General features: G+C 69.5%; 18 protein-coding genes. 14 read left to right on the top strand and 4 right to left on the bottom strand.

The features are described 5' to 3' along the window. Positions 1-59: 59 nt before the first annotated feature. The 5 genes from D0Z60_RS05430 (at position 60) to D0Z60_RS05410 (ending at position 4,749) form a co-directional block, all read left to right on the top strand. Positions 60-1,091 carry an aspartate-semialdehyde dehydrogenase gene (locus D0Z60_RS05430; RefSeq protein WP_118857307.1) on the top strand — a complete coding sequence of 344 codons (1,032 nt, stop codon included), beginning with the start codon at positions 60-62 and terminating at the stop codon, positions 1,089-1,091. Positions 1,092-1,123: 32 nt separating this feature from the next. Further along, positions 1,124-1,609 carry a YybH family protein gene (locus D0Z60_RS05425; protein WP_118857306.1) on the top strand — a complete coding sequence of 162 codons (486 nt, stop codon included), beginning with the start codon at positions 1,124-1,126 and terminating at the stop codon, positions 1,607-1,609. Next, entirely contained in the window at positions 1,606-2,052 is a 447-nt protein-coding gene (locus D0Z60_RS05420; RefSeq protein ID WP_118857305.1) for a GFA family protein, read from the top strand. Before D0Z60_RS05425 ends, D0Z60_RS05420 begins: the two co-directional genes overlap by 4 nt. Beyond that, a complete protein-coding gene (locus tag D0Z60_RS05415) occupies positions 2,049-2,807 on the top strand; it encodes an alpha/beta fold hydrolase (RefSeq protein ID WP_118857304.1) in 759 nt (252 codons plus the stop codon). Before D0Z60_RS05420 ends, D0Z60_RS05415 begins: the two co-directional genes overlap by 4 nt. 73 nt (positions 2,808-2,880) lie before the next feature. After that, positions 2,881-4,749, top strand: coding sequence for a M2 family metallopeptidase (locus tag D0Z60_RS05410; RefSeq protein ID WP_162888095.1), 1,869 nt, complete (start codon positions 2,881-2,883; stop codon positions 4,747-4,749). Between the two features lie 159 nt (positions 4,750-4,908). Here D0Z60_RS05410 and D0Z60_RS05405 read toward each other — a convergent pair whose 3' ends face one another. From D0Z60_RS05405 to D0Z60_RS05395, 3 genes are all read right to left on the bottom strand, one after another. Next, positions 4,909-5,943 carry an SDR family oxidoreductase gene (locus D0Z60_RS05405; RefSeq protein ID WP_118857303.1) on the bottom strand — a complete coding sequence of 345 codons (1,035 nt, stop codon included), beginning with the start codon at positions 5,941-5,943 and terminating at the stop codon, positions 4,909-4,911. A 52-nt stretch (positions 5,944-5,995) separates the two neighbouring features. Further along, a complete protein-coding gene (locus tag D0Z60_RS05400; protein ID WP_118857302.1) occupies positions 5,996-6,481 on the bottom strand; it encodes a hypothetical protein in 486 nt (161 codons plus the stop codon). Positions 6,482-6,573: 92 nt separating this feature from the next. Continuing rightward, positions 6,574-7,053 (bottom strand): peroxiredoxin, encoded by a 480-nt coding sequence (locus D0Z60_RS05395; RefSeq protein WP_118857301.1) that lies wholly within the window; start codon positions 7,051-7,053, stop codon positions 6,574-6,576. 122 nt (positions 7,054-7,175) lie between these two features. Here D0Z60_RS05395 and D0Z60_RS05390 point away from each other — a divergent pair, with 122 nt between their 5' ends. From D0Z60_RS05390 to D0Z60_RS05355, 8 genes are all read left to right on the top strand, one after another. Then, positions 7,176-7,736, top strand: coding sequence for a YqgE/AlgH family protein (locus tag D0Z60_RS05390; protein ID WP_118857300.1), 561 nt, complete (start codon positions 7,176-7,178; stop codon positions 7,734-7,736). Then, positions 7,733-8,239: a hypothetical protein gene (locus D0Z60_RS05385; protein WP_118857299.1), complete on the top strand. Its 507-nt coding sequence runs from the start codon at positions 7,733-7,735 to the stop codon at positions 8,237-8,239. Before D0Z60_RS05390 ends, D0Z60_RS05385 begins: the two co-directional genes overlap by 4 nt. 76 nt (positions 8,240-8,315) lie before the next feature. Continuing rightward, a complete protein-coding gene (gene ahcY, locus D0Z60_RS05380; protein ID WP_205421037.1) occupies positions 8,316-9,752 on the top strand; it encodes an adenosylhomocysteinase in 1,437 nt (478 codons plus the stop codon). Between the two features lie 148 nt (positions 9,753-9,900). After that, a complete protein-coding gene (locus D0Z60_RS05375) occupies positions 9,901-12,252 on the top strand; it encodes a PAS domain-containing sensor histidine kinase (protein WP_118857298.1) in 2,352 nt (783 codons plus the stop codon). Next, the gene (gene tsaE, locus D0Z60_RS05370) at positions 12,249-12,683 is read left to right on the top strand and encodes a tRNA (adenosine(37)-N6)-threonylcarbamoyltransferase complex ATPase subunit type 1 TsaE (RefSeq protein WP_118857297.1); all 435 of its coding nucleotides are present in this window, start codon (positions 12,249-12,251) and stop codon (positions 12,681-12,683) included. The genes D0Z60_RS05375 and tsaE overlap by 4 nt, the downstream gene beginning before the upstream one ends. Beyond that, positions 12,668-13,666: an aminoglycoside phosphotransferase family protein gene (locus tag D0Z60_RS05365; RefSeq protein WP_420822778.1), complete on the top strand. Its 999-nt coding sequence runs from the start codon at positions 12,668-12,670 to the stop codon at positions 13,664-13,666. Before tsaE ends, D0Z60_RS05365 begins: the two co-directional genes overlap by 16 nt. Next, positions 13,663-14,424: a nucleotidyltransferase family protein gene (locus tag D0Z60_RS05360; protein WP_118857296.1), complete on the top strand. Its 762-nt coding sequence runs from the start codon at positions 13,663-13,665 to the stop codon at positions 14,422-14,424. The genes D0Z60_RS05365 and D0Z60_RS05360 overlap by 4 nt, the downstream gene beginning before the upstream one ends. Next, complete coding sequence (locus D0Z60_RS05355; protein WP_118857295.1) at positions 14,417-17,320, top strand: PD-(D/E)XK nuclease family protein; 2,904 nt, start codon at positions 14,417-14,419, stop codon at positions 17,318-17,320. Before D0Z60_RS05360 ends, D0Z60_RS05355 begins: the two co-directional genes overlap by 8 nt. Here the strand turns inward: D0Z60_RS05355 and D0Z60_RS11995 are convergent. Continuing rightward, the gene (locus tag D0Z60_RS11995) at positions 17,301-17,432 is read right to left on the bottom strand and encodes a hypothetical protein (protein ID WP_275896707.1); all 132 of its coding nucleotides are present in this window, start codon (positions 17,430-17,432) and stop codon (positions 17,301-17,303) included. The two genes, D0Z60_RS05355 and D0Z60_RS11995, sit on opposite strands and share 20 nt — an antisense overlap. A gap of 84 nt (positions 17,433-17,516) precedes the next feature. Here D0Z60_RS11995 and addA point away from each other — a divergent pair, with 84 nt between their 5' ends. Continuing rightward, the gene (gene addA, locus D0Z60_RS05350) at positions 17,517-20,903 is read left to right on the top strand and encodes a double-strand break repair helicase AddA (protein ID WP_118857294.1); all 3,387 of its coding nucleotides are present in this window, start codon (positions 17,517-17,519) and stop codon (positions 20,901-20,903) included. The last annotated feature ends 7 nt before the right edge of the window (positions 20,904-20,910 follow it).

The following is a 20,910-nucleotide window of genomic DNA, read 5'->3' as shown; positions in this document are numbered from 1 at the left end:
AAATTTCGGCCGGGCCTTCGCAACCGGGGGCCCGGCCGCTTTCGTTAAGGAGACGAGCAATGTCGGGCTATCGGGTGGCGGTGGTCGGGGCGACCGGCAATGTCGGGCGGGAGATCCTCAACATTCTCGCCGAACGGCAATTCCCGCTGGCCGAGGTGGCGGCGGTGGCGAGCGCGCGCTCGACCGGCGACATCATCGATTTCGGCGACAGCGGCAAGGAGCTCAAGGTCAAGAACCTCGAGCATTTCGACTTCGCCGGCTGGGACATGGCGCTGTTCAGCGCCGGCGGCGAGATCAGCAAGGCTCATGCGCCGCGCGCGGCGGCGGCCGGCTGCACGGTGATCGACAATTCCTCGGCGTTCCGGATGGACCCCGACGTGCCGCTGATCGTGCCCGAGGTGAACGCCGAGGCGATCGCCGGCTATCGCGCCAAGAACATCATCGCCAACCCCAATTGCTCGACCGCGCAGATGGTCGTGGCGCTGAAGCCGCTGCACGACGCGGCGCGGATCAAGCGGGTCGTGGTGGCGACCTATCAATCGGTCAGCGGCGCCGGCAAGGCGGGGATGGACGAGCTGTTCGAGCAGAGCCGCAACATCTTCGTCGGCGATTCCAACGAGCCAGTGAAGTTCACCAAGCAGATCGCGTTCAACGTCATCCCGCACATCGACAGCTTCCTCGACGACGGGTCGACCAAGGAAGAATGGAAGATGGTGGTCGAGACCAAGAAGATTCTCGACCCCGGCATCAAGGTCACCGCGACCTGCGTTCGGGTGCCGGTGTTCGTCGGGCATTCGGAAGCGGTGCACGTCGAATTCGAAGACGAGATCAGCGCCGCCGAGGCCCAGGCGATCCTGCGCGAGGCGCCAGGCGTGATGCTGGTCGATAAGCGCGAGGACGGCGGCTACGTGACGCCGGTCGAATGCGTCGGCGACTATGCGACGTTCGTCAGCCGGGTGCGCGAGGACCCGACGGTCGACAACGGGCTGGCGCTGTGGATCGTCAGCGACAATTTGCGCAAGGGCGCGGCGCTGAACGCGGTGCAGATCGCCGAGCTGCTCGGCCGGCGGCACTTGCAGAAGGCGGCCTGAAGCCTAGGCTGCCGCCGCGAAGGAGAGCGGTGATGCGGCATTTGTGGATTTGCGTGGCGGGCGGGCTGCTGGTCGCGGGCTGCGACGTGCAGAAGTCGGCTGGCGGCAATCAGGCGGAGGCCCAGGCCGGGACGCCCGAGGAGATCGTCGCATCGGTCGAGGACAGCTGGCGCTCGGGCTCGGCGGAGACGGCGATGGCGCTCTACGCGCCCGATGCGGTGGTGTTCTCGACCGGCAAGCTCGCGCCGACCCGCGACAGGAATGTCATCACCCAAGAGACCGCCGGGTTCATGGCGATGAAGCCGGCCGATTTCGCGGTGACCGAACGCAATGTGCAGCAGCTCGACCCGGACACCTTGGTCGCGTCTGGGGTCGTCAGCTTCACAGCGCAGGTCGGGCCGGCGCGGCAGATGGCGCGCGCACGCTTTACCCAGGTGCTGCAGAAGCAGGCCGACGGGCGCTGGCTTATCGTCCATGAGCATATGAGCCTGCCGCCGGCCGGCGCGCCGCTGCCGTGAGCGAGACGGTGAGCGGCGGCTGCCAGTGCGGCCGGGTGCGTTACGAGGCCAGGATCGAAGGCCGCGACGCCTATTTCTGCCATTGCCGGATGTGCCAGCGGGCGACCGGCGGGTTCGCCGCGGCGTTCGTCCAGGTCGAGCCGGGCACCTTGCGCTGGCAAGGCGAGCCGGAGTGGTACGAGAGCTCGCCGATCGCCCGGCGGCCGTTCTGCGCGCGGTGCGGCACTCCGCTCGGCTTCCACTTCGCCGATGGCGGCGGCAAGCCCGACGTGACGCTGGGCAGCCTCGACGACCCGACCGGCTTCGCGCCGGTGGTCCACGCCGGAAGCGAGAGCCTGCACGAGGCGTTCCTCGATACGAGGGACCTGCCGCGGATGCGCAGCGAGACGACCGAGAGCGTCGCCAAGCGCTGGCAGGCGGCGGGCCGCGAGGTGCCCGATTGAGCGAGCCGAGCATCCATCACTGGACTGCGTCAGACGGCGTCCGGCTGGGGTGGCGCGAGCTGGGCGCGGGGCGGCCAGTGGTGCTGGTCCACGGGCTGTTCTCGGACGGCAACACCAATTGGGTGAAGTTCGGCCATGCGGCAAAGCTGGCCGCCGCGGGCTTCCGGGTGATCATGCCCGACCTTCGCGCGCACGGACTGAGCGACAAGCCGCAGGAGGCCGCGGCCTATCCGCAGGGAATTCTGGCGCGGGACATCTCCGAGCTGATCGCGCAGCTTGGGCTCGAGGATTACGTGCTCGGCGGTTTCTCGCTGGGTGCCCGGACGGTGGTTCAGCTGGTCGGGGAGGGGGCCCGGCCGAGCCGCGCGATCCTCGCCGGAATGGGGCTCGAGGGGCTGGCCGACTGGAACCGGCGGCAGGCGTTTTTCCACGAGGCGATCGCGCAGTTCGACCTCGCCACCCGCGGCGACAAATGGTGGCTGGCGATCCAGTTCATGAAGACGATGAAGGTCGACCGCGTCGCCGCCGGGCACCTGCTGCGCACGTTCGAGGATGCGCACCCCGACTGGCTCGGCGCGTTCACCATGCCGACGCTGGTGCTGTGCGGGACCGAGGACGAGGACAATGGTTCGGCCCCGGCGCTGGCGGAGAAGCTGCCTAACTCCCGCTACGCGCCGGTGCCCGGAACGCACATGTCGAGCGTCACCAAAAGCGACTTCGGCGACTCAATATTGGCATTCTGCACAGAGGCTTGACGGGCGCGCGCGAGGCGCTCACTCCTCCGCCCACGCGAACAGATTTGACCATCCAGCACCAGGAGTCGCTGCCTTGAACCGTCTCGCTCTCACCACCTCGCTTCTCGCCATCACGCTCGCCGGCTGCGCCACCACGACGCCCGTCGCCTCCGAGGCTCCGCTCGCGCCGGTCTCCGCAGTCGAGGCGCCGGTCGCCGCCGGCCCGACCGCTGCCGAGGCCGATGCCTTCATCGCCGCCGCGGAAAAGGATTTGTTCGCCTATTCGCTCGAGGCCAACCGGATCAATTGGGAGAACGCCACCAACATCACCGATGCGACCGACGCGGCGGCCGCCAAGATCAACGCGGTCGGCACCGAGAAGAGCGTGAAATACGCGCTCGAGGCGGCCAAATACGCCAATGTCCAGGGCCTGAGCTACGACACCAAGCGCAAGCTTGATATCCTGCGCACCGGGATCGTGCTTCCGGCCCCGACCATGCCCGGAGCGGCGACCGAGCTCAACACGATCGCGACCAAGCTCCAGTCGGACTATGGCAAGGGCAAGGGCACGCTTCGGGGCAAACCGATCAACGGCAGCGACATCGAGGCGGAGATGGGCGAGCTCAACCACACGCCCGCCGAATATGCCGAGATGTGGACGAGCTGGCACGACAATGTCGGCAAGCCGATGAAGAACGACTTCGTGCGGATGGTCGGGATCGCCAACGAGGGCGCCAAGGAGCTGGGTTTCAGCGACGTCGGCGCGATGTGGCGTTCGGGCTACGACATGCCGCCCGAGCAGTTCGCCGCCGAGACCGAGCGGCTGTGGCAGGAGGTCAAGCCGCTCTACATGGCGCTGCACACTTTCGTTCGGGCCAAGCTCAACAAGAAGCACGGCAGCGCCATCCAGCCGGCGAGCGGCCCGATCCGCGCGGACCTTCTCGGCAACATGTGGGCGCAGGAATGGGGCAATATCTATCCGCTGGTAGCGCCCAAGGGCGCGGGCGACGTCGGCTACGACCTGACCGCTTTGGTCCAGCAGAAGAAGCTCGACCCGGTCGGCATGGTCAAGATCGGCGAGGGCTTCTTCTCGTCGCTCGGGTTCGACCCCTTGCCGGCCACCTTCTACAGCCGCTCGATGTTCACCAAGCCGGCCGGCCGCGAGGTCGTCTGCCACGCCTCGGCGTGGGACCTGGACAACAAGGACGACGTGCGCATCAAGATGTGCATCAAGCCGAACGCGGACGACTTCATCACCATCCACCACGAGCTTGGCCACAATTACTATCAGCGCGCGTACAAGGACCAGCCGTTCCTCTACCTCAACGGCGCCAACGACGGCTTCCACGAGGCGATCGGCGATGCCATCGCGCTGTCGATCACGCCGGAATATCTGGTCCAGATCGGGATGCTGCCGCGCAGCCGGGTGCCGAGCGCCGACAAGGACGTCGGCCTGCTGCTCCGCCAGGCGATGGACAAGGTCGCGTTCCTGCCGTTCGGCCTGCTGGTCGACCGCTACCGCTGGGGGATTTTCGACGGCTCGATCTCGCCGGCCGAATATAACACCGCCTGGACCAAGCTGCGCACCGATTACCAGGGCATCGTGCCGCCGGTCGAGCGTCCCGCCGACGCGTTCGATGCCGGCGCGAAGTACCATATCCCGGCGAGCGTGCCCTACACGCGCTACTTCCTGGCGCGGATCCTGCAGTTCCAGTTCTACAAGGCGGCGTGCGACCAGGCCGGCTGGACCGGCCCGCTGCACCGCTGCAGCTTCTACGGCAACAAGGAAGTCGGGCGGCGGCTCAACGCGATGCTCGAGATGGGCGCGTCCAAGCCGTGGCCCGACGCGCTCGAGGCGTTCACCGGCAGCCGCCAGATGTCGGGCAAGGCGATGGCCGAATATTTCGCGCCGCTGAAGGCCTGGCTGGACGAGCAGAACAGGGGTCAGCCGCAGGGTTGGTAGGCGAATAGCTCCTCCCTGCGCCGAAGGCGTGGGGAGGTGGCGCGCCGAAGCGCAGGGCAGGCGTGACGGAGGGGTCAGGTACAAACCCCTCCACCATCCTTCGCCTTCGGCTACGGCTGGTCCCCCTCCCCATCGCTACGCGATAGGGAGGAGCTAGTGTCAGTCCTCGCGGGAGCTTCTGCCGAGTAGCCATGCACCGGCTCCGGCCAGCGCCGCCGCTCCGCCGATGAGTGCGGCGGTGGCGACCGGGTGCATCTGCGCCTCGAGGTAGAGGCTTTGCTTGCGCGGCTTGCGGCTCTGGTTCGAGTTGGTCCGCCCGTCCTCGCGCGCTTCGAACAGATTGTCGTAGGCGTCCGGATCGGGCGGTTCGTCGCCGGTCTGGCCGTCCTCGTCGAGCATCTCCTCGAGGAACAGGTCGGCAAGGCGCGGCTGGAGTGGAGCGGCGGCGGTGAGCAAAAGGCCGGCACCGCCGACCGTCAGCGAGCGGCGCGGGGTGGCGGCGGCGAAGCAGATCGCCTTGGCGACCAGCTCGGGATCGTAGAGGATCGATGGCGGCGGCGGCGGGGTCGACGGCGCGCCGAGCTTGTTGCGGGCATGCTCGATGTACATGGTGTCGGTCGCGCCGGGCTTGATCAGAGTCACCGAGACCGGCGCCTCGGCCATCTCGAGCTCCATGCGCAACGCGTCGGTGAAGCCAAGCACCGCGGCCTTCATCGCCGAATAGACGCCCTGCAGCGGAGCGGCGCGGTTGGACAGCACCGAGCCGACGTTGATCAGCGCGCCGCCGCTCTGCTTGAGGCGCGCGACTGCGGCGAGGCTGCCCTCGACATAGCCAAAGTAACCCACGTCGAACACGCGGCGGTGCTCGTCGATGGTGACCGTCTCGATCGTCGCAAGCATCGAGGCGGCAGCGTTGTTGACCCAGCTGTCGATGCGGCCGAATTTTTCCTCGGCGAAGGCGGCGAGCCGCTCGGCCGAGCCGCGTTCGGCGAGGTCGCAGGCGAAGGCTTCGGACTTGCCGCCCTTGCGGCGGATATCGGCGGCGGCCTCGTCGAGCGCCTCTGCGTTGCGCGCGGCGAGAACGACGGAGGCGCCGGCCGCGGCGGCCCGGCGGGCGGTGGCAAGCCCGATCCCGGACGACGCGCCGGTGATCACCATCACCTGCTCGCGCAACGGCTTCAGCGAGACTCGCATCTTTGGTCTTTCTGGGAAAAGAAGGGGCGCCGAAGCGCCCCTTCCGATCAGCCTAGCTGTACGCCTGGGCGCCGGCCTTGGCTTCCTGGTTGCTGGTGGCGATGCCGGCCTTGATGTCCTGCTCGGCAATCGGGCCGCGCGGCGGGGTCGACATCTCGCCGGTCTGCTTGAGGGTCAGCGCCTCCTGCATGATCTCAGCCTGGGTCTTTTCGCCATCGACTCCGTCGCGGCGCAGCTTGTCGCTGAGACCCGAGGTCGCTTCCTTGACGGTTTCGGTGGCGCTGCTGAGCGTCTCGCTGGCGCGGTTCGACAGGTCTTCGCCGAACTCCGACCAATTCTTGCCGCTCTTGTTCTTCATCGCGAACAAACCGACGATGCCGGCGACGATCGACGCGGTTCCGGCGAGGATCGCGGCGCTGGCGACCGGGCGGTCGCGCATGGTGCGGCCGGTGCGGGTGGCGATGGTGTCCTCGCGGCGGCTCGAGCGGCGCGACGAACGGTTGGCGGTGAATTCGCCTTTGCTGTTCCGGTTGGGCATGGGGGTACTCCTCTACAATGACTGCAGGGGAGCGAACGGGCGAGCGGGCCAAAAGTGCCCGCCCGCTGCCGCAACCGGATGTCGGCCTGCCGCTAGAGCTGGCCCAGCATCGTCTCGGCGCCCGACACCTCATAGGCGCCCGGAGCCTCGACATTGACCTGCTCGACCACGCCGTCGTTGACGATCATCGAATAGCGCTGGCTGCGCTGGCCCATGCCGAACTTGGACGCGTCCATGCCGAGCCCGAGCGCCTCGGCAAGCTCGCCATTGCCGTCGGCAAGCATGGTGATGTCCTCGCTTCCCGCGGACTGGTTCCAGGCGCCGAGCACGAAGGCGTCGTTGACGCTGGTGGCGACGATCTCGTCGACTCCCTTGGCTTTCAGCTCGCCGGCCTTTTCGACATAGGATGGCAGGTGCCGCGCCGAGCAGGTCGGCGTGTAGGCGCCGGGGACCGCGAACAAGGCGACCTTCTTGCCGGCGAAAAATTCCCCGGTGCGGACCGGGATCGGGCCCTCGGGAGTCGCCAGCGCGACCTGGACATCGGGAATTCGCTCGCCAACCTGGATCGCCATGTTCGTCACTCCTTGATTGCGTCAGGCCGCGACATAGGCGCGCCGACCCGCGCGCTCAACCCGGCCCAGGGGCAAAGCGGGGACTTGTCCTGACGCGGCGATCGGCGCACGATTTGCGCGCGATGACTGTGCCTGCGTTTCTCACCGGCCGGCTGCTGCTGGCGCTTCCCGGGATGGCCGATCCGCGCTTCGAGCGGGCGGTGATCGCCATCGCCCAGCACGACGAGGACGGGGCGATCGGCATCGGTATCGGCCACAAGCGCGCCGGGGTGCGGTTTCGCGCGCTGCTCAGCCAGCTCGAGATCGAGCCGGGCGAGGCGCCCGACTGCGCGGTCCACCACGGTGGACCGATGGAGCCGGGTCGCGGTTTCGTCCTCCACTCCGAGGACTGGGGCGGGCAGGACACGGTGCAGGTGCCCGGGCTCGGGGCGATGACCGGGACGATCGACGTGCTGAAGGCGATCGCGGCGGGCAAGGGGCCGAGCCGCTGGCTGATCGCCTTGGGCTATGCCGGCTGGGGGCCGGGCCAGCTCGATGGGGAGATGACCCGCCACGGCTGGTTCGCGGCGCGCGGCGATGCGGCGCTGCTGTTCGACACGCCGGCGGATGAACGCTGGGAAGCAGCGTTTCGGGGCGAGGGGATCGACCCGAAGCTGCTGGCGGCGGAGACGGGCGCAGCGTGAAGGTCGTCTCTCCGCGCGGTCGTCCGCTGGATTCTCAACGCTCATCAATCGAGAAGCGGATCAATTACCAGATCAGCGTGGCGGGGATCGTGGGGGGCGCCCTGAGCCTTATGCAAGCTTGGGCGTTGGGCGAGAACGCTTGGCAAGGGCTGCTTGTCGTCGGCGGTGTAGCGATCGCTGTCGTAGCTGCCGGATTGATCGTTTGGCTAGTTCGTTTGCGAACGTTCGGCACTTTGAAGACCTTCCCGCAGACGCGCTTGTCGCTCCAGGCTCGTCACATGGCGCGTGCGTCGTGGATCATTCGGTTCGGCCTGTTCGCTGCGTTTACCCTGATCCTCCTGAGCGCCGTGGGAGCGGCAATCCTCGGATTGTCCGGCGGCCAAATCCTCTTCTTTGCGGCGTTCACCCTCCCGATCGTCTCCGGCACTCTCTCCTCTGTCGCGGCAACGGTCGCAAACCTCGATCTCATCCAGCGGGCTAGGCGGGGAGCGACCACCATATAAAGAATTCTTTATATTTGCGTTTGGGGCCGTCTCCGGCTAGGGGCGCGGCGACACCCGCACATTGGAGAAACGACCCGTGGCCACTACCGCCGACACGCTGACCCGCGCCAATTCGACCGACGATTATCTGGTCAAGGACATTGCGCTTGCCGACTTCGGCCGCAAGGAAATCGACATCGCCGAGACCGAGATGCCGGGGCTGATGGCGCTTCGGGCGGAATATGGCGCGGCCAAGCCGTTGAAGGGCGCGCGGATCACCGGCTCGCTGCACATGACGATCCAGACCGCAGTCTTGATCGAGACCCTGACCGCGCTCGGCGCCGATGTCCGCTGGGCGTCGTGCAACATCTTCTCGACCCAGGACCATGCCGCCGCGGCGATCGCCGCCTCGGGCGTTCCGGTGTTCGCGGTCAAGGGCGAGACGCTCGAGGAATATTGGGACTATGTCGTGAGCATCTTCGACTGGGAGAAGGACGGCGACGGCCAAACCTGCAACCTGATCCTCGACGACGGCGGCGACGCCACCATGTTCGCGCTGTGGGGCGCGCGCGTCGAAGCCGGCGAGGCTTTGTTCACGCCGACCAACGAGGAAGAGGAAATCTTCGCCGCGACGCTCCAGCGCTTCCTCAAGGAGCGTCCGGGCTACCTCACGCGCACCGTCGCCAACATCAAGGGCGTGTCGGAAGAGACCACCACCGGAGTCCACCGGCTGTACGAGCTCGCCAAGCAGGGCAAGCTCCCGTTCCCCGCGATCAACGTCAACGACAGCGTCACCAAGTCGAAGTTCGACAACCTCTACGGCTGCAAGGAAAGCCTGGTCGACGCCATCCGCCGCGCGACCGACGTGATGCTGGCCGGCAAGGTCGCCTGCGTCGCCGGCTATGGCGATGTCGGCAAGGGCAGCGCGGCGAGCCTTCGCAACGGCGGCGCGCGCGTGCTGGTGACCGAGGTCGACCCGATCTGCGCGCTCCAGGCGGCGATGGACGGCTTTGAGGTGGTGACGATGGAGGACGCCGCTCCGCGCGCCGACATCTTCGTCACCGCGACCGGCAATTTCGACGTCATCACGCTCGACCACATGCGCGCCATGAAGGACATGGCGATCGTCTCCAACATCGGCCACTTCGACAGCGAGATCCAGATCGGCGCGCTCAGCAACATGAAGTGGAGCGAGATCAAGCCGCAGGTCGACGAGGTCACCTTCCCCGACGGCAAGCGCCTGATCGTGCTGGCCAAGGGCCGGCTGGTGAACCTCGGCTGCGCCACCGGCCACCCGAGCTTCGTGATGAGCTCGAGCTTCACCAACCAGGTGCTGGCGCAGATCGAGTTGTGGACCAAGTCGGAGACCTACGGCAACGACGTCTACGTCCTGCCCAAGCATCTCGACGAGAAGGTCGCCGCACTGCACCTCGACAAGCTAGGCGTGAAATTGAGCAAGCTCAGCGACAAGCAGGCGGCCTATATCGGGGTCACCCCGCAAGGCCCGTTCAAGCCCGAGCATTACCGCTACTAGAGCGCGCTGCTCGCTAGCCCGTCATGCCAGCGAAGGCTGGCATCCATGCCTTACGTTCGTGCGCGATCAATAGGCATGGGCCCCAGCCTTCGCTGGGGCGACGAGGACGCTTTTGCTTTTGCGGCCGTGCGCCCTATGACCTCGCCTCATGAGCGCGTTCGGCCTCGGCACAATCGTCGCCATCCTGGCCGCGTTCTGGGTGGCGATCGCGGCCGTGCTGATGATCGTCGCCGGCCGCCGGGTGGCCCGCGCGGCGGCGCTGGCGGACAGCGCCCGGTCGGTTTCGGCGCTGCTCCGCGCGCTTCCGGCGCGGCCGCTGCTGGTTCATCCTGACGGGCGGATCGAGGCCGACCGGCTGCTCCAGCGCGACCTCGGGCTCGACTCACTGCCGACCGATCTCGACGCGTTGGCGCAGGACGGCGGCGGGCTCGAGCGCGACGATCTCGCGGCGCTGATCGGCGACATACAGTCGGCCGCGCTCGGCGGCGCCCCGGTCGCCCGCCAGGCGCGCATCGCCGGGTCGAGCCGGGTGGTCGAGGTGCGCGGCGGCCTCGCCCCGGCGCCGTACAAGCCCAACACGCTGCTGCTGTGGGTGTTCGACACCACCGGTTCGGAAAGCGAGCGGCTCAAGCTCGCCAACCAGCTCCATATGACCGAGGCCGCGCTCGATTCGCTCACTCACCTGATCGAGAGCGCGCCGTTCCCGATGTGGTACCGCGGGCCGGACATGAGCCTCGGGCTGGTCAATTCGGCATTCGTCGCGGCGGTCGAGGCGCGCGACGCGGCCGAGGTCATCGCCCGCGGCAGCGAGCTGATCGACAGCCCGGGCGAGGAGAGTGCCACCGCCGGAGCGATCGTCGCGCTCGAGACCGGCCGGCCCTACATCCGCACCCAGCCGGCGACGATCGGCGGCGAGCGGCGGATGCTCAAGCTGGTCGACGTACCGCTCCCGACCGGCGCGGTGGCCGGCTTCGCGCTCGACATCCAGGACCTCGAGGACGCGCGCTTCGAGCTTGCCCGCAACATCGTCTCGCAGCGCGAGCTGGCCGACCGGATGACGGCCGCCGTCGCGCAGTTCCAGCTCGACCGCAAATTGGTATTCTTCAACCAGCCGTTCGCGGTGATGAGCGGGATCGACCCCGAATGGCTCGCCGAAAGCCCCGAGTTCGACCGGCTGCTCGAGCGGATGCGCGAGAACGGGCGGGTGCCCGAAGTGCGCGACTTCCCGGCGTGGAAGAACGAGCGGCGGGCGCTGTTCACCTCGACCGAGGAATTGCTCGCCGAGGACTGGACGCTGCCCAACGGCGACCATTGGCACGTCGTCGCCCAGCCGCTGCCCGACGGCGGGCTGAGGATGATCTTCGAGGACCGCACCGAGCAGGTGCGCCTTGCCTCGGCGCGCGACACGTTGCTTCGGGTACGCACGGCGACGTTCGACAATCTGTTCGAAATCATCAGCGTGTTCGCCGCGGACGGCCGGCTTTATCTGTGGAACCGCCGCTTCAGCAGCCTGTGGGAGCTGGACGAGGAATGGCTCACCGGCCACCCGCGGGTCGACGAGCTGGTGCCGGCGATGGCGCGCAAGCTGGTCAACCCGACTGAGGCGGCGCAGGTGCGCGAGATGGTACGCGATACTACCACCGGCCGCCGCTCGGGCACCGGCCGACTGTCGATGACCGACGGCCGCCACTTCGAATTCACCTCGGTCCCGCTGCCCGACGGCAACGCGCTGTTCACCATGATCGACGTGACCGATTCCGCGCGGATCGAGGCCGCGCTGCGTGAGCGGGCCACGGCGCTCGAGGAGGCCGACCGGGTCAAGACCGACTTCGTCGCCAATATGAGCTATGAATTGCGCACCCCGCTGACCTCGATCGGCGGCTTCGCGCAGATGCTCGCGCAGGGCTATGCCGGCAAGCTCCCGCCGGCCGCGACCGACTATGTCGCGGCGATCCTCGAATCGGTCGAGCGGCTGGCCAAGCTGATCAACGACGTGCTTGACCTCACCCAGGGCGACCGCAGCGGCGTGGTGCTGGAACGCGAGCGGGTCGACATGGCCGGCCTGTGCCGGGCGGCGGCGGAATCGATCCAGGCGCGCGCCGCCGAAAAGCAGCTCGCGTTCAAGATCGAGATCGATTCGTCGACCGGCGTGGTGGTTGGGGATTCGCGGCGGCTGCGCGAATCGGTCGACCATGTCCTGCGCAACGCGGTCGCCTACACGCCGGAGAAGGGCCACATCATCCTCTCGGCCAGCGGCGACAAGGACGCAGTGACGGTGAGCGTCGCCGACGACGGCGCGGGGATCACCGCCGAGGATCAGCAGAGCGTGTTCAACCGTTTCCACCGAGCGGTCGGCGCGCAGCGCGGCGAGGCGGCGCTCGGCCTCGGACTGCCGCTGACGCGCCAGTTCATCGAGGCCCACGGCGGCAAGGTCGAGCTCCAGTCCGAGGTCGGCAAAGGCACCGCCGTCCACCTCGTCGTGCCGCGGGCGCCGCAATGATCCTTGCCGACGAGGCCGCGACGACGGACTTGGGTGCTGCGCTGGCGCGGCTGGTCCGCGCCGGTGACGTCATCACGCTGTCGGGCGGGCTCGGGGCGGGCAAGACGACGCTGGCGCGCGGACTGTTGCGCGCGCTCGGTCACGTCGGCGAGGTGCCGAGCCCGAGCTTCGCTATCGTCCAGCCCTATGAGGATCTCGCGCCGCCGGTATTGCACGTCGATCTGTTCCGCATTGGCGGTCCTGGCGACCTCGCCGAGCTCGGGCTCGATTCGCTCGACGATGCGGTGCTGTTGGTCGAATGGCCGGAGCGGGCGGGGGAGGGCGCGTGGCCCTATGCTCTGGCGCTGACCCTCACCGCCACCGATGACGGCGCGCGCGCCTTGACAGCCGGGGTGCCGGCGGCATGGGAGGGGCGATGGCCGCCACGATGACCCCGCCCGACGCCGCGCACGATTTCCTCGCCCGCTGCGGTTGGGGCGGCGCGCACATCGAACCGCTGGCCGGTGACGCCAGCTTCCGCCGCTATTTCCGCGTCCACCGCGACGGCCAGCGCGCCGTGCTGATGGACGCACCGCCGCCGCACGAGGACCCGCGGCCGTTCATCGCCGTCGCCGAATGGCTCGGCGCGCGCGGCCTGACGGCGCCTGAGATCCTCGCCCGCGACCTCGAGCGCGGGCTGTTGCTGATCAGCGATCTCGGCGACGACCGGCTGCGCGAGGCGCTCGATGAGGCGCCGCATCGCGAAGAGGAGCTGTATGCGGTCGCGACCGACCTGCTGGTTGAGCTCCATCGTCACCCGCCGATGGCGGGCCTGCCCGCGCATGGCTTCGACCAGTGGCTCGAGGAATTGCAGCTGTTCACCGATTGGTATTGCCCGGCGGTCGGGCTCGAAGTCGATGTCGACGCCTATCGCGCGGCTTGGGGCGAGGTGCTCGGGCCGGTCGCGGCGGACGGGCTCGGACCGGTCACCGTGCTGCGCGATTTCCATGCCGAGAACGTCATGCTGGTCGGCGGCCGCGACGGCGTGGCGCAGTTCGGGCTGCTCGACTTCCAGGACGCCCTGGCCGGCCACCCCGCCTACGACCTCGCCTCGGTGCTCGAGGACGCGCGCCGCGACGTCGATCCGGGTATCGAGCAGGCGATGATCGCGCGCTATGTCGACAAGGCCGGGCAAGACGAGGCGTTCGAGCGCGCCTATTGGGCGCTCGCGGCGCAGCGCAACACGCGCATCCTCGGCGTGTTCACGCGGCTGTGGAAGCGCGACGGCAAGCCGCACTATCGCGCCTTCCAGCCGCGCATGTGGGGCCTGCTCGAGCGCGACCTCGGCCAGCCCGGGCTCGAGCCGGTACGAGCGTGGTTCGCGGCCAACGTGCCCGCCTCGGCCCGCGCCGAGCCGTGGGTCGAATTGGCATGAACCGGGTGGCGCGCGCGCTTAACCTTCGCCCGCGGATCGATGCCGCCATGCCGGACACGGCGATGGTCATGGCCGCCGGGCTGGGCAAGCGCATGCGCCCGCTCACCGACGACCGGCCCAAGCCGATGGTCGAGCTCGCCGGCCGGCCGCTGATCGACCATGTGCTCGACCGGCTGCGCGCCGCCGGGGTCGGCAAAATCGTCGTCAACGTCCATTATCTGCCCGAGGTGCTCGAGGCGCATCTGGAGCGCAGCGTCAGCGATCTCGACGTCACCATCTCAGACGAGCGCGGCGTGCTGCTCGAGACCGGCGGCGGACTGGTCAAGGCGGCGCCGCTAATCGGCTGCGATCCGTTCCTGGTCGTTAACAGCGACAATTTCTGGGTCGACGGGCCGGCCGATGCGCTGAAGCTGCTCGCCAGCGGCTGGGACGACAAGCGGATGGACGCGCTGCTGCTGCTGGTGCCGCACGCGCGCGCCGGCAACCACAATGGACAGGGCGATTTCCACATGGACCGCTTCGGCCGGCTCCGCCGCCGCGGCCAGGCCCGGGTCGCGCCCTATGTGTTCACCGGCATCCAGATGATCGCCAAGCGGCTACTCGATGGAGCGCCCGAGGGCGCCTTCTCGACTAATATCCTGTGGGACAAGGCGATCGCCGCCGGGCGCTGTTTCGGCACGGTTCACCAGGGCCTGTGGTTCGACGTCGGCTCGCCGCGCGCGCTGAAGGCGACGGAGCGGGCGCTGGCCGATGGCTGAGCCGGCGCTCAAGCCAAGCATCTTCTCGATCCCGGCGCACCGCAGCTTCGCCGACTCGCTCGCCGCCGGTCTCGTCCGCCGCTTCGGCGACGGGCCGCTGGCGCTGGCCACCGGCCGCATCCTGCTGCCCAATGCGCGCGCGGTGCGGACGATCACCGAGGCATTCGTCCGGGCGAGCGGCGGCGGGCTGGTGCTGCCGCGGCTGATCGCGATCGGCGACCCCGAGCTCGACGACCGCATCGGCGGAGCGCTCGACCCGGCCGGGGCCGAACCGATCCCGCCGGCAATCGACCCGCTCGAGCGGCAGCTGGCGCTGGCCGCGCTGATCCGCCAGCCGGGCGAGAGCGCGGCCGAAGCGATGCGCCTTGCCGCCGACCTCGCGCGCGCTTTCGACCAATTGATCGTCGAGGAGGTCGCGCCATCGCGATTGGCCGAGGTCGCCGCCGACCGGCCAGAGCTGGCGGGGCATTGGCAAAGCTCGCTCGACCGGCTGCAGGCGATCCTCGCGTTGTGGCCGGCCGAGCTCGCGCGCCGGGGCGTGATCGACCTCGCCGAACGCCGCAACCGGCTGCTGCGCGGGGTCGCCCGGCGCTGGCGCGAGAGCCCGCCGCCGGAGTTCACCGTCGCCGCGGGCATCACCTCGAGCGTTCCGGCGGTGGCCGAATTGCTCAAGACGGTGGCGTTCATGGCCGACGGCATGGTCGTCCTGCCCGGCCTCGCCTCGCCGGCGGCAATGCCCGAAGCGGAGTGGGATGCGCTCGGGCCGGAGGAGGATGAGCGCGGCGAGGAGAGCCACCCGCAGTTCCATTTGAAGCGCTTGCTGGATCGGATCGGGGTCGCTCGCGGCGAGGTCGAGATGTGGCGCAGCTCCGGGCGCGCGGCGTCGCCGGCAGCGCGCAGCCGGGGGGTGGTCAACGCCATGGCCAGCGCGCGCTTCAGCGACAAATGGAACGGCCTGCCCCCCGCCGAGCGGCGGCTGAGCGGGGTTCGCGCCGCCGAGTTCGCCGATCCGGCCGGGGAGGCGCTCGGCATCGCCATCGCCATTCGTGAGGCGCTCGAGACCCCGGCGCGCACGGTCGCTCTGGTGACCCCCGACCGGACGCTCGCGGCGCGGGTCAGCGGCCATCTCGAGCGCTGGGGCATTGCCGCCGACGACAGCGCCGGCAAGCCGCTGGCGCAGACCCCGCCCGGTACGCTGCTGCTGGCCGCCGCCGCGCTGGCGGCCGAGGAATTCGCGCCGGTGCCGCTGCTGGCGCTGCTCAAGCATCCGCTGGCCGGCGCCGACGACCGGCTCGCCTGGCTCGGCGACGTTCGCCAGCTCGATCTCGCGCTGCGCGGGCCGCGCCCGCCGGCCGGGCTCGACGGGCTCGACCGCCATTTCGCCGGGGGCCGGGCCGAGCGCGCCTGGGCGCGCATTCGCCCGGCGCTCGAACCGCTCGCGCGTCTCTCGGCGCCGGCCGATCTGGCGAGCCTGTGCGCCGGGCTGGTTGCCTTCCTCTCCCCCCTGACTGCCGAGCGCATCTGGGCCGGCGCCGACGGCCGAGCACTGGCCGATCTCGTCGCCCGGCTTCAGTCCGGCGCGCCGGCGGCGCTGGCGATGGACGAAACCGAATGGCTGCCGGTCCTCCGCCTGCTGCTCGACCAGGTCGCGGTCCGGCCACCATTCGGCGGGCATCCGCGGGTCGCCATTCTCGGGCTGATCGAGGCGCGGCTGCAGCAGGCCGATCTGATGATCCTCGGCGGTCTCAACGAGGGCGTGTGGCCGGCGCTGCCCGCGCCCGACCCGTGGCTGGCGCCGATGGTCCGCTCGCTACTCGGCCTGCCGGGCCTGGAATTTCGAGTGGGACTCGCCGCGCACGACTTCGCCGAAGCGCTCGGGGCGCCGTCCGTGCTGGTCACCCGCGCGCGCCGCGATTCGCGCGCCCCGACTATCGCCTCGCGGCTGTGGCTTCGGCTCGAGGCGATGACCGGCGGCCTGCCGCGCGCGCGGCGGATCGAGCAGTTCGCCGCGGCGATCGACGACCCCGGCCGGCTCGCACCTGTCTCCCGCCCCGAGCCGGCGCCGCCGGCCGCCGACCGGCCGCGTACGATCAGGGTCACCGACGTCGACCGCCTCAAGGCCGACCCGTTCGCCTTCTACGCCAAAACCATGCTGCGCCTCCGCCCGCTCGAGCCGGTCGACGCCGACCAGAGCGCGGCGTGGAAGGGCAATGCGGTGCACAAGGTGCTCGAACAGTGGTTCGTCGACGGCCGCTGCGACCCCGACGATTTGCTCCCGCGCGCCCGCGCGCTGATCGCCGGCGAGGCGATCCACCCGATGCTGCGCACCCTGTGGCAGCCGCGCCTGCTCGAGGCGATCGACTGGATCGCGGGCGAGGAAGCGGCCAACCAAGCCGCCGGTCGAACGCCCGTCGCGGCCGAGAAGAAGGGCGCCACGACGATCGGCGGGGTGCGCCTCGAAGGCCGTGCGGACCGCATCGATTCGCTCCCCGGCGGCGGGCTGGCGATCGTCGACTACAAGACCGGCCAGCCGCCCAAGCCCGGCACCATTACCGAAGGCTTCGCGCTGCAACTGGGCCTGCTCGGCCTCATCGCCCGCGACGGCGGGTTCGAGGGGGTCGGCGGAACGCCGATGGCGCACGAATATTGGTCGCTGGCCAAGAAGAACGGCCAATTCGGTTTTCGCCAGGCGCCGGACCTCAAGATCGGCAGCGAGATGTTCCTCGAGTCGACCCTGCGGCATTTCCTCGCCGCGGCGGCGGCCTGGTTGACCGGCGATGCGCCGTTCACCGCCAAGCTCCACCCCGCCTTCGCGCCCTACGGCGATTATGACCAGCTGATGCGGCTCGACGAATGGTACGGCCGCGAAGAACGCCCTAGCGCTTCGGCTTCTTGACCTTCGAGGCGTAGAGCAGCGCCGCGACGATCGCCGCCGAGCCGATCCCGACCGCCACTCCGGCCTTGACCAGCTTGGTCCTGCGCTCGGGCTTGTCGTCGTTGTCGCTCATCGTCGGCTCCGCTGTGATCCGGCTCCGCGCATATTGCGATGTTGCCCGCTTGGGAAGCGCCCAGCCGCGCGCTACGGTCGTGTGATGCCGCGTCGCCTCAAGCCTTTGCCGACCCTTCACGACGAGCAGCGGCTGGCGGTCGATCCCGAAGTCCACGCCGCGGTCTCCGCCTCCGCAGGGACCGGCAAGACCCAGGTGCTGACCGCGCGCGTGCTCCGCCTGCTGCTCGGCGGGGTTCGGCCCGAGGCGATCCTGTGCCTCACCTTCACCAAGGCCGGTGCGGCGGAGATGGCCAACCGCATCGGCGAGCGGCTGGCGCGCTGGGTGCGGATGAAGGACGACGACCTCGGCCTCGACTTGCGTGCGCTCGGGGCGGACATCGGCCCGTCGACCCGCGACGACGCACGGCGGCTGTTCGCGCGCGTGCTCGAGGCGCCCGGCGGCTTGCGAATTCAGACCATCCACGCCTTCGCCCAGACGCTGCTCGCCGCCTTTCCCGCCGAAGCCGGGATCACGCCCGGGTTCCAGCCGATCGAGGGCCGTGCCGAGCAACAGCTCGCCCGCCGCACGCTGGCCACTCTGATCGCCGACGCTGAGGTGGGCGGCGACACCGGCCTCATCGCCGACATTCAGGCGCTGTCGATGCGGCTCGGCGAGCAGGGCGCGGAGCAATATCTGCTGACCTGCGCGCATCGCGGCGCGGCGCTCGCCGCGCTCGGCCATCCCGCGACGATCGAACCGGCGCTGCGCGATCTGGTCGGCCTCGAGGCGGGCGATATCGACGCGCTGATCGCGGATCTTTGTCACGACGACCGCTTCGATTGCGAATTGCTCCGCACCATCGGCCGGGCCAATCTCGATTGGGGCACAACCACCGGCATGGCCCACGCCGCGGCAGTCGAAGAATGGCTGGCGCTCGACCCCCACGGCCGGGTTGCCGCGCTCGACCGGCTCGCGTCGGTGTTCTTCACCGGCACCGGCAATCCGCGCGTCGTTTCGGCCGGGCAGCGCAAGGCGCATTGCGACTACGACCGCGATTGTGCCGCGCTGGCCGATGCGATCGCTCAGATCGTGGCGATGCGCTCGGCCGCCGCATTGGTCGCCATCCAGGCGGCGGGTCTGCGCGCCGGCCAGGCCTACGCCATCGCCTATGCCGCTGCCAAGCGCGCCGCCGGAGTGGCCGATTTCGACGACCTCATCCACTGGACCCGGGCGTTGCTCGAACAGCCCGGGATCGGCGCGTGGGTGCGCTTCAAGCTTGACCGCCGGACCGATCACATTCTGGTCGACGAGGCGCAGGACACCAACGCCGACCAATGGGCGATCGTCGACGCGCTGACCGACGAATTTTTCAGCGGCTCAAGCGAGGCCGAGCGGCGCTGGCGAACCCTGTTCATGGTCGGCGACTACAAGCAGGCGATCTTCCGCTTCCAGGGCACCGACCCGGCCGAATATGAGCGGATGCGGGGGCGGGTCGAGGCCAAGGCCGACGATCTGCGGCAGGCGGCGCTGGCCGACCCGGAGGTCATCCCCCGCGACTTCCGCGACGTCGCGATCAGCTCCAGCTTCCGCTCCTCGCCGGCGATTCTCCAGTTGGTCGATTCGGCGATCGCCGTGACCGGGCACGAGGCGCTCGGGCTCAAGGCGCCGCCGCCGCTCCATCGCGTGTTCCACGGCGCGCGACCGGGCCGCGTCGAATGGTGGCCGGCGACCGATGTCGAGGCCGAGCGCGGAGAGGCGGAAGGGGAGGAGGGCTGGCTCGACGAGGCCGATCGTGCCCACGCCTCGCGGATCTCCAAATGGGTCCGCGCGCGGATCGACGAAAAGCCGGTGCTCGCCACCACCGGCCGGCAGCTGTCGCCGGGCGACATCCTGATCCTGGTGCGCAGCCGGGGCGAGCTCGCCTCGCTGATCGTCGCGCGTCTGTTCGCGGAAAAGGTCAAGGTGGCCGGTATCGACCGGCTGCATCTGCAGCGGCCGCTGGCCGTCAAGGATCTGCTCGCCGCGATCACCTTCGCGGTTCAGCCGCTCGACAATCTCAACCTCGCCTCACTGCTGGTCTCGCCGTTGATCGGCTGGGACCAGGACTCGCTCTACCGGCTGGCCTATGATCGCAACGGCGACCTGTGGCCGGTGCTTCAGGACCGCGCCGCGTCCGATGCCGATGGCGCCGCGGCGCTCGACCTGCTCCGGCCGTTGCTGGCGATGGCCGATTACGCCGTCCCGTCGCGCTTCCTCGAAACCATTCTGTCAGGCCCGATGCAGGGGCGGCGGCGGCTGATCGAGCGGCTTGGGCCCGAGGCGCGCGACCCGATCGAGGAGCTGGTCAGTTCGGCGCTTGAGTTCGAGCGCGCCGAGACCGCCTCGCTCGAACGCTTCCTCGCCTGGTTTGCGAGCGGCGACGTCGAGATCAAGCGCGATCCGTCCGCGTCCGCCGACGCGGTGCGGGTGATGACGGTCCACGGCGCCAAGGGGCTGGAGGCGCCGCTGGTGATCCTCGCCGACGCCACTGCCGATCCGGCCAAGCTCGGCCCGACCAGCCCGCCGCTCGATTTCCCGGTCCGCGGCCATGAAGTGCCGCTGATCCGTCCGCGCAAGGCCGAGCGCCGCGACCCGTTCACCGCGCTGATCGAGCGCGACGAGCAGCTCGACCGCGCGGAGCATCTGCGCCTGCTCTACGTTGCCTTGACCCGCGCCCAGGAGCATCTGGTGGTCACCGGCATTCGCAAGAAGAGCGTCGCCGAGCTGAGCTGGCACGAGATCGTCCGTCAGGCGCTCGAGCGGCTCGATGCGGTCGAAGAGGACGGCGGGCTGGTCCACGCCGTCAGCGGCGATGTGCCCCGCAAGCGGGAGCGCACGGCGGTCGCGATCGATCCCGCGCTTCCCGACTGGCTGCGCCGGCCTGCGCCGCCTGAAGCCCGCCCGCCGCGCCCGCTCGCGCCCTCGGCGCTGGCCGAGGACGACCAGCCGTTTCCGCCGCCGCCGCCGGGTGGCTCCGCTGCGGCGCGGCGCGGGACCCTGCTTCACCGCCTGTTCGAGCGCCTGCCCGAGGTCGCGCCCGACCGCCGCCGCGCCGCCGCTTTGGCCTGGCTCAAGCACAGCGCCGGGGTGAGCGACGCCGCGGCGCGCGAGGAAATCGCCGGCCTGGCCTGCGCGATCATCGCCGATCCGGTCCATGCCGAGCTGTTCGGGCCCGGCTCGCTCGCCGAAGCGCCGATCGCCGCCACCCTGCCCGACGGTCGGGTAATCGCCGGGGCGGTCGACCGCCTGCTGGTCGACAGCACGCGGGTCCGGCTGATCGATTTCAAGACTGGGACGAACGTGCCCTCCGGTCCCGACTCGTTGCCGCGCGCGCACCGCCTGCAGATGGAGGCCTATCGCGACGCGCTGGCGGTGATCTTCCCCGACCGGACGATCGACGCGGCGCTGCTCTACACCGCCGGGCCGAAAATCCTCGCCGTGCCCGGTTGAGCAGGCA

It is taken from the genome of Sphingomonas mesophila, from assembly GCF_003499275.1.
GTDB classification, from domain to species: Bacteria; Pseudomonadota; Alphaproteobacteria; order Sphingomonadales; family Sphingomonadaceae; genus Sphingomicrobium; species Sphingomicrobium mesophilum.
This window is presented reverse-complemented; position numbering and strand designations above follow the sequence as displayed.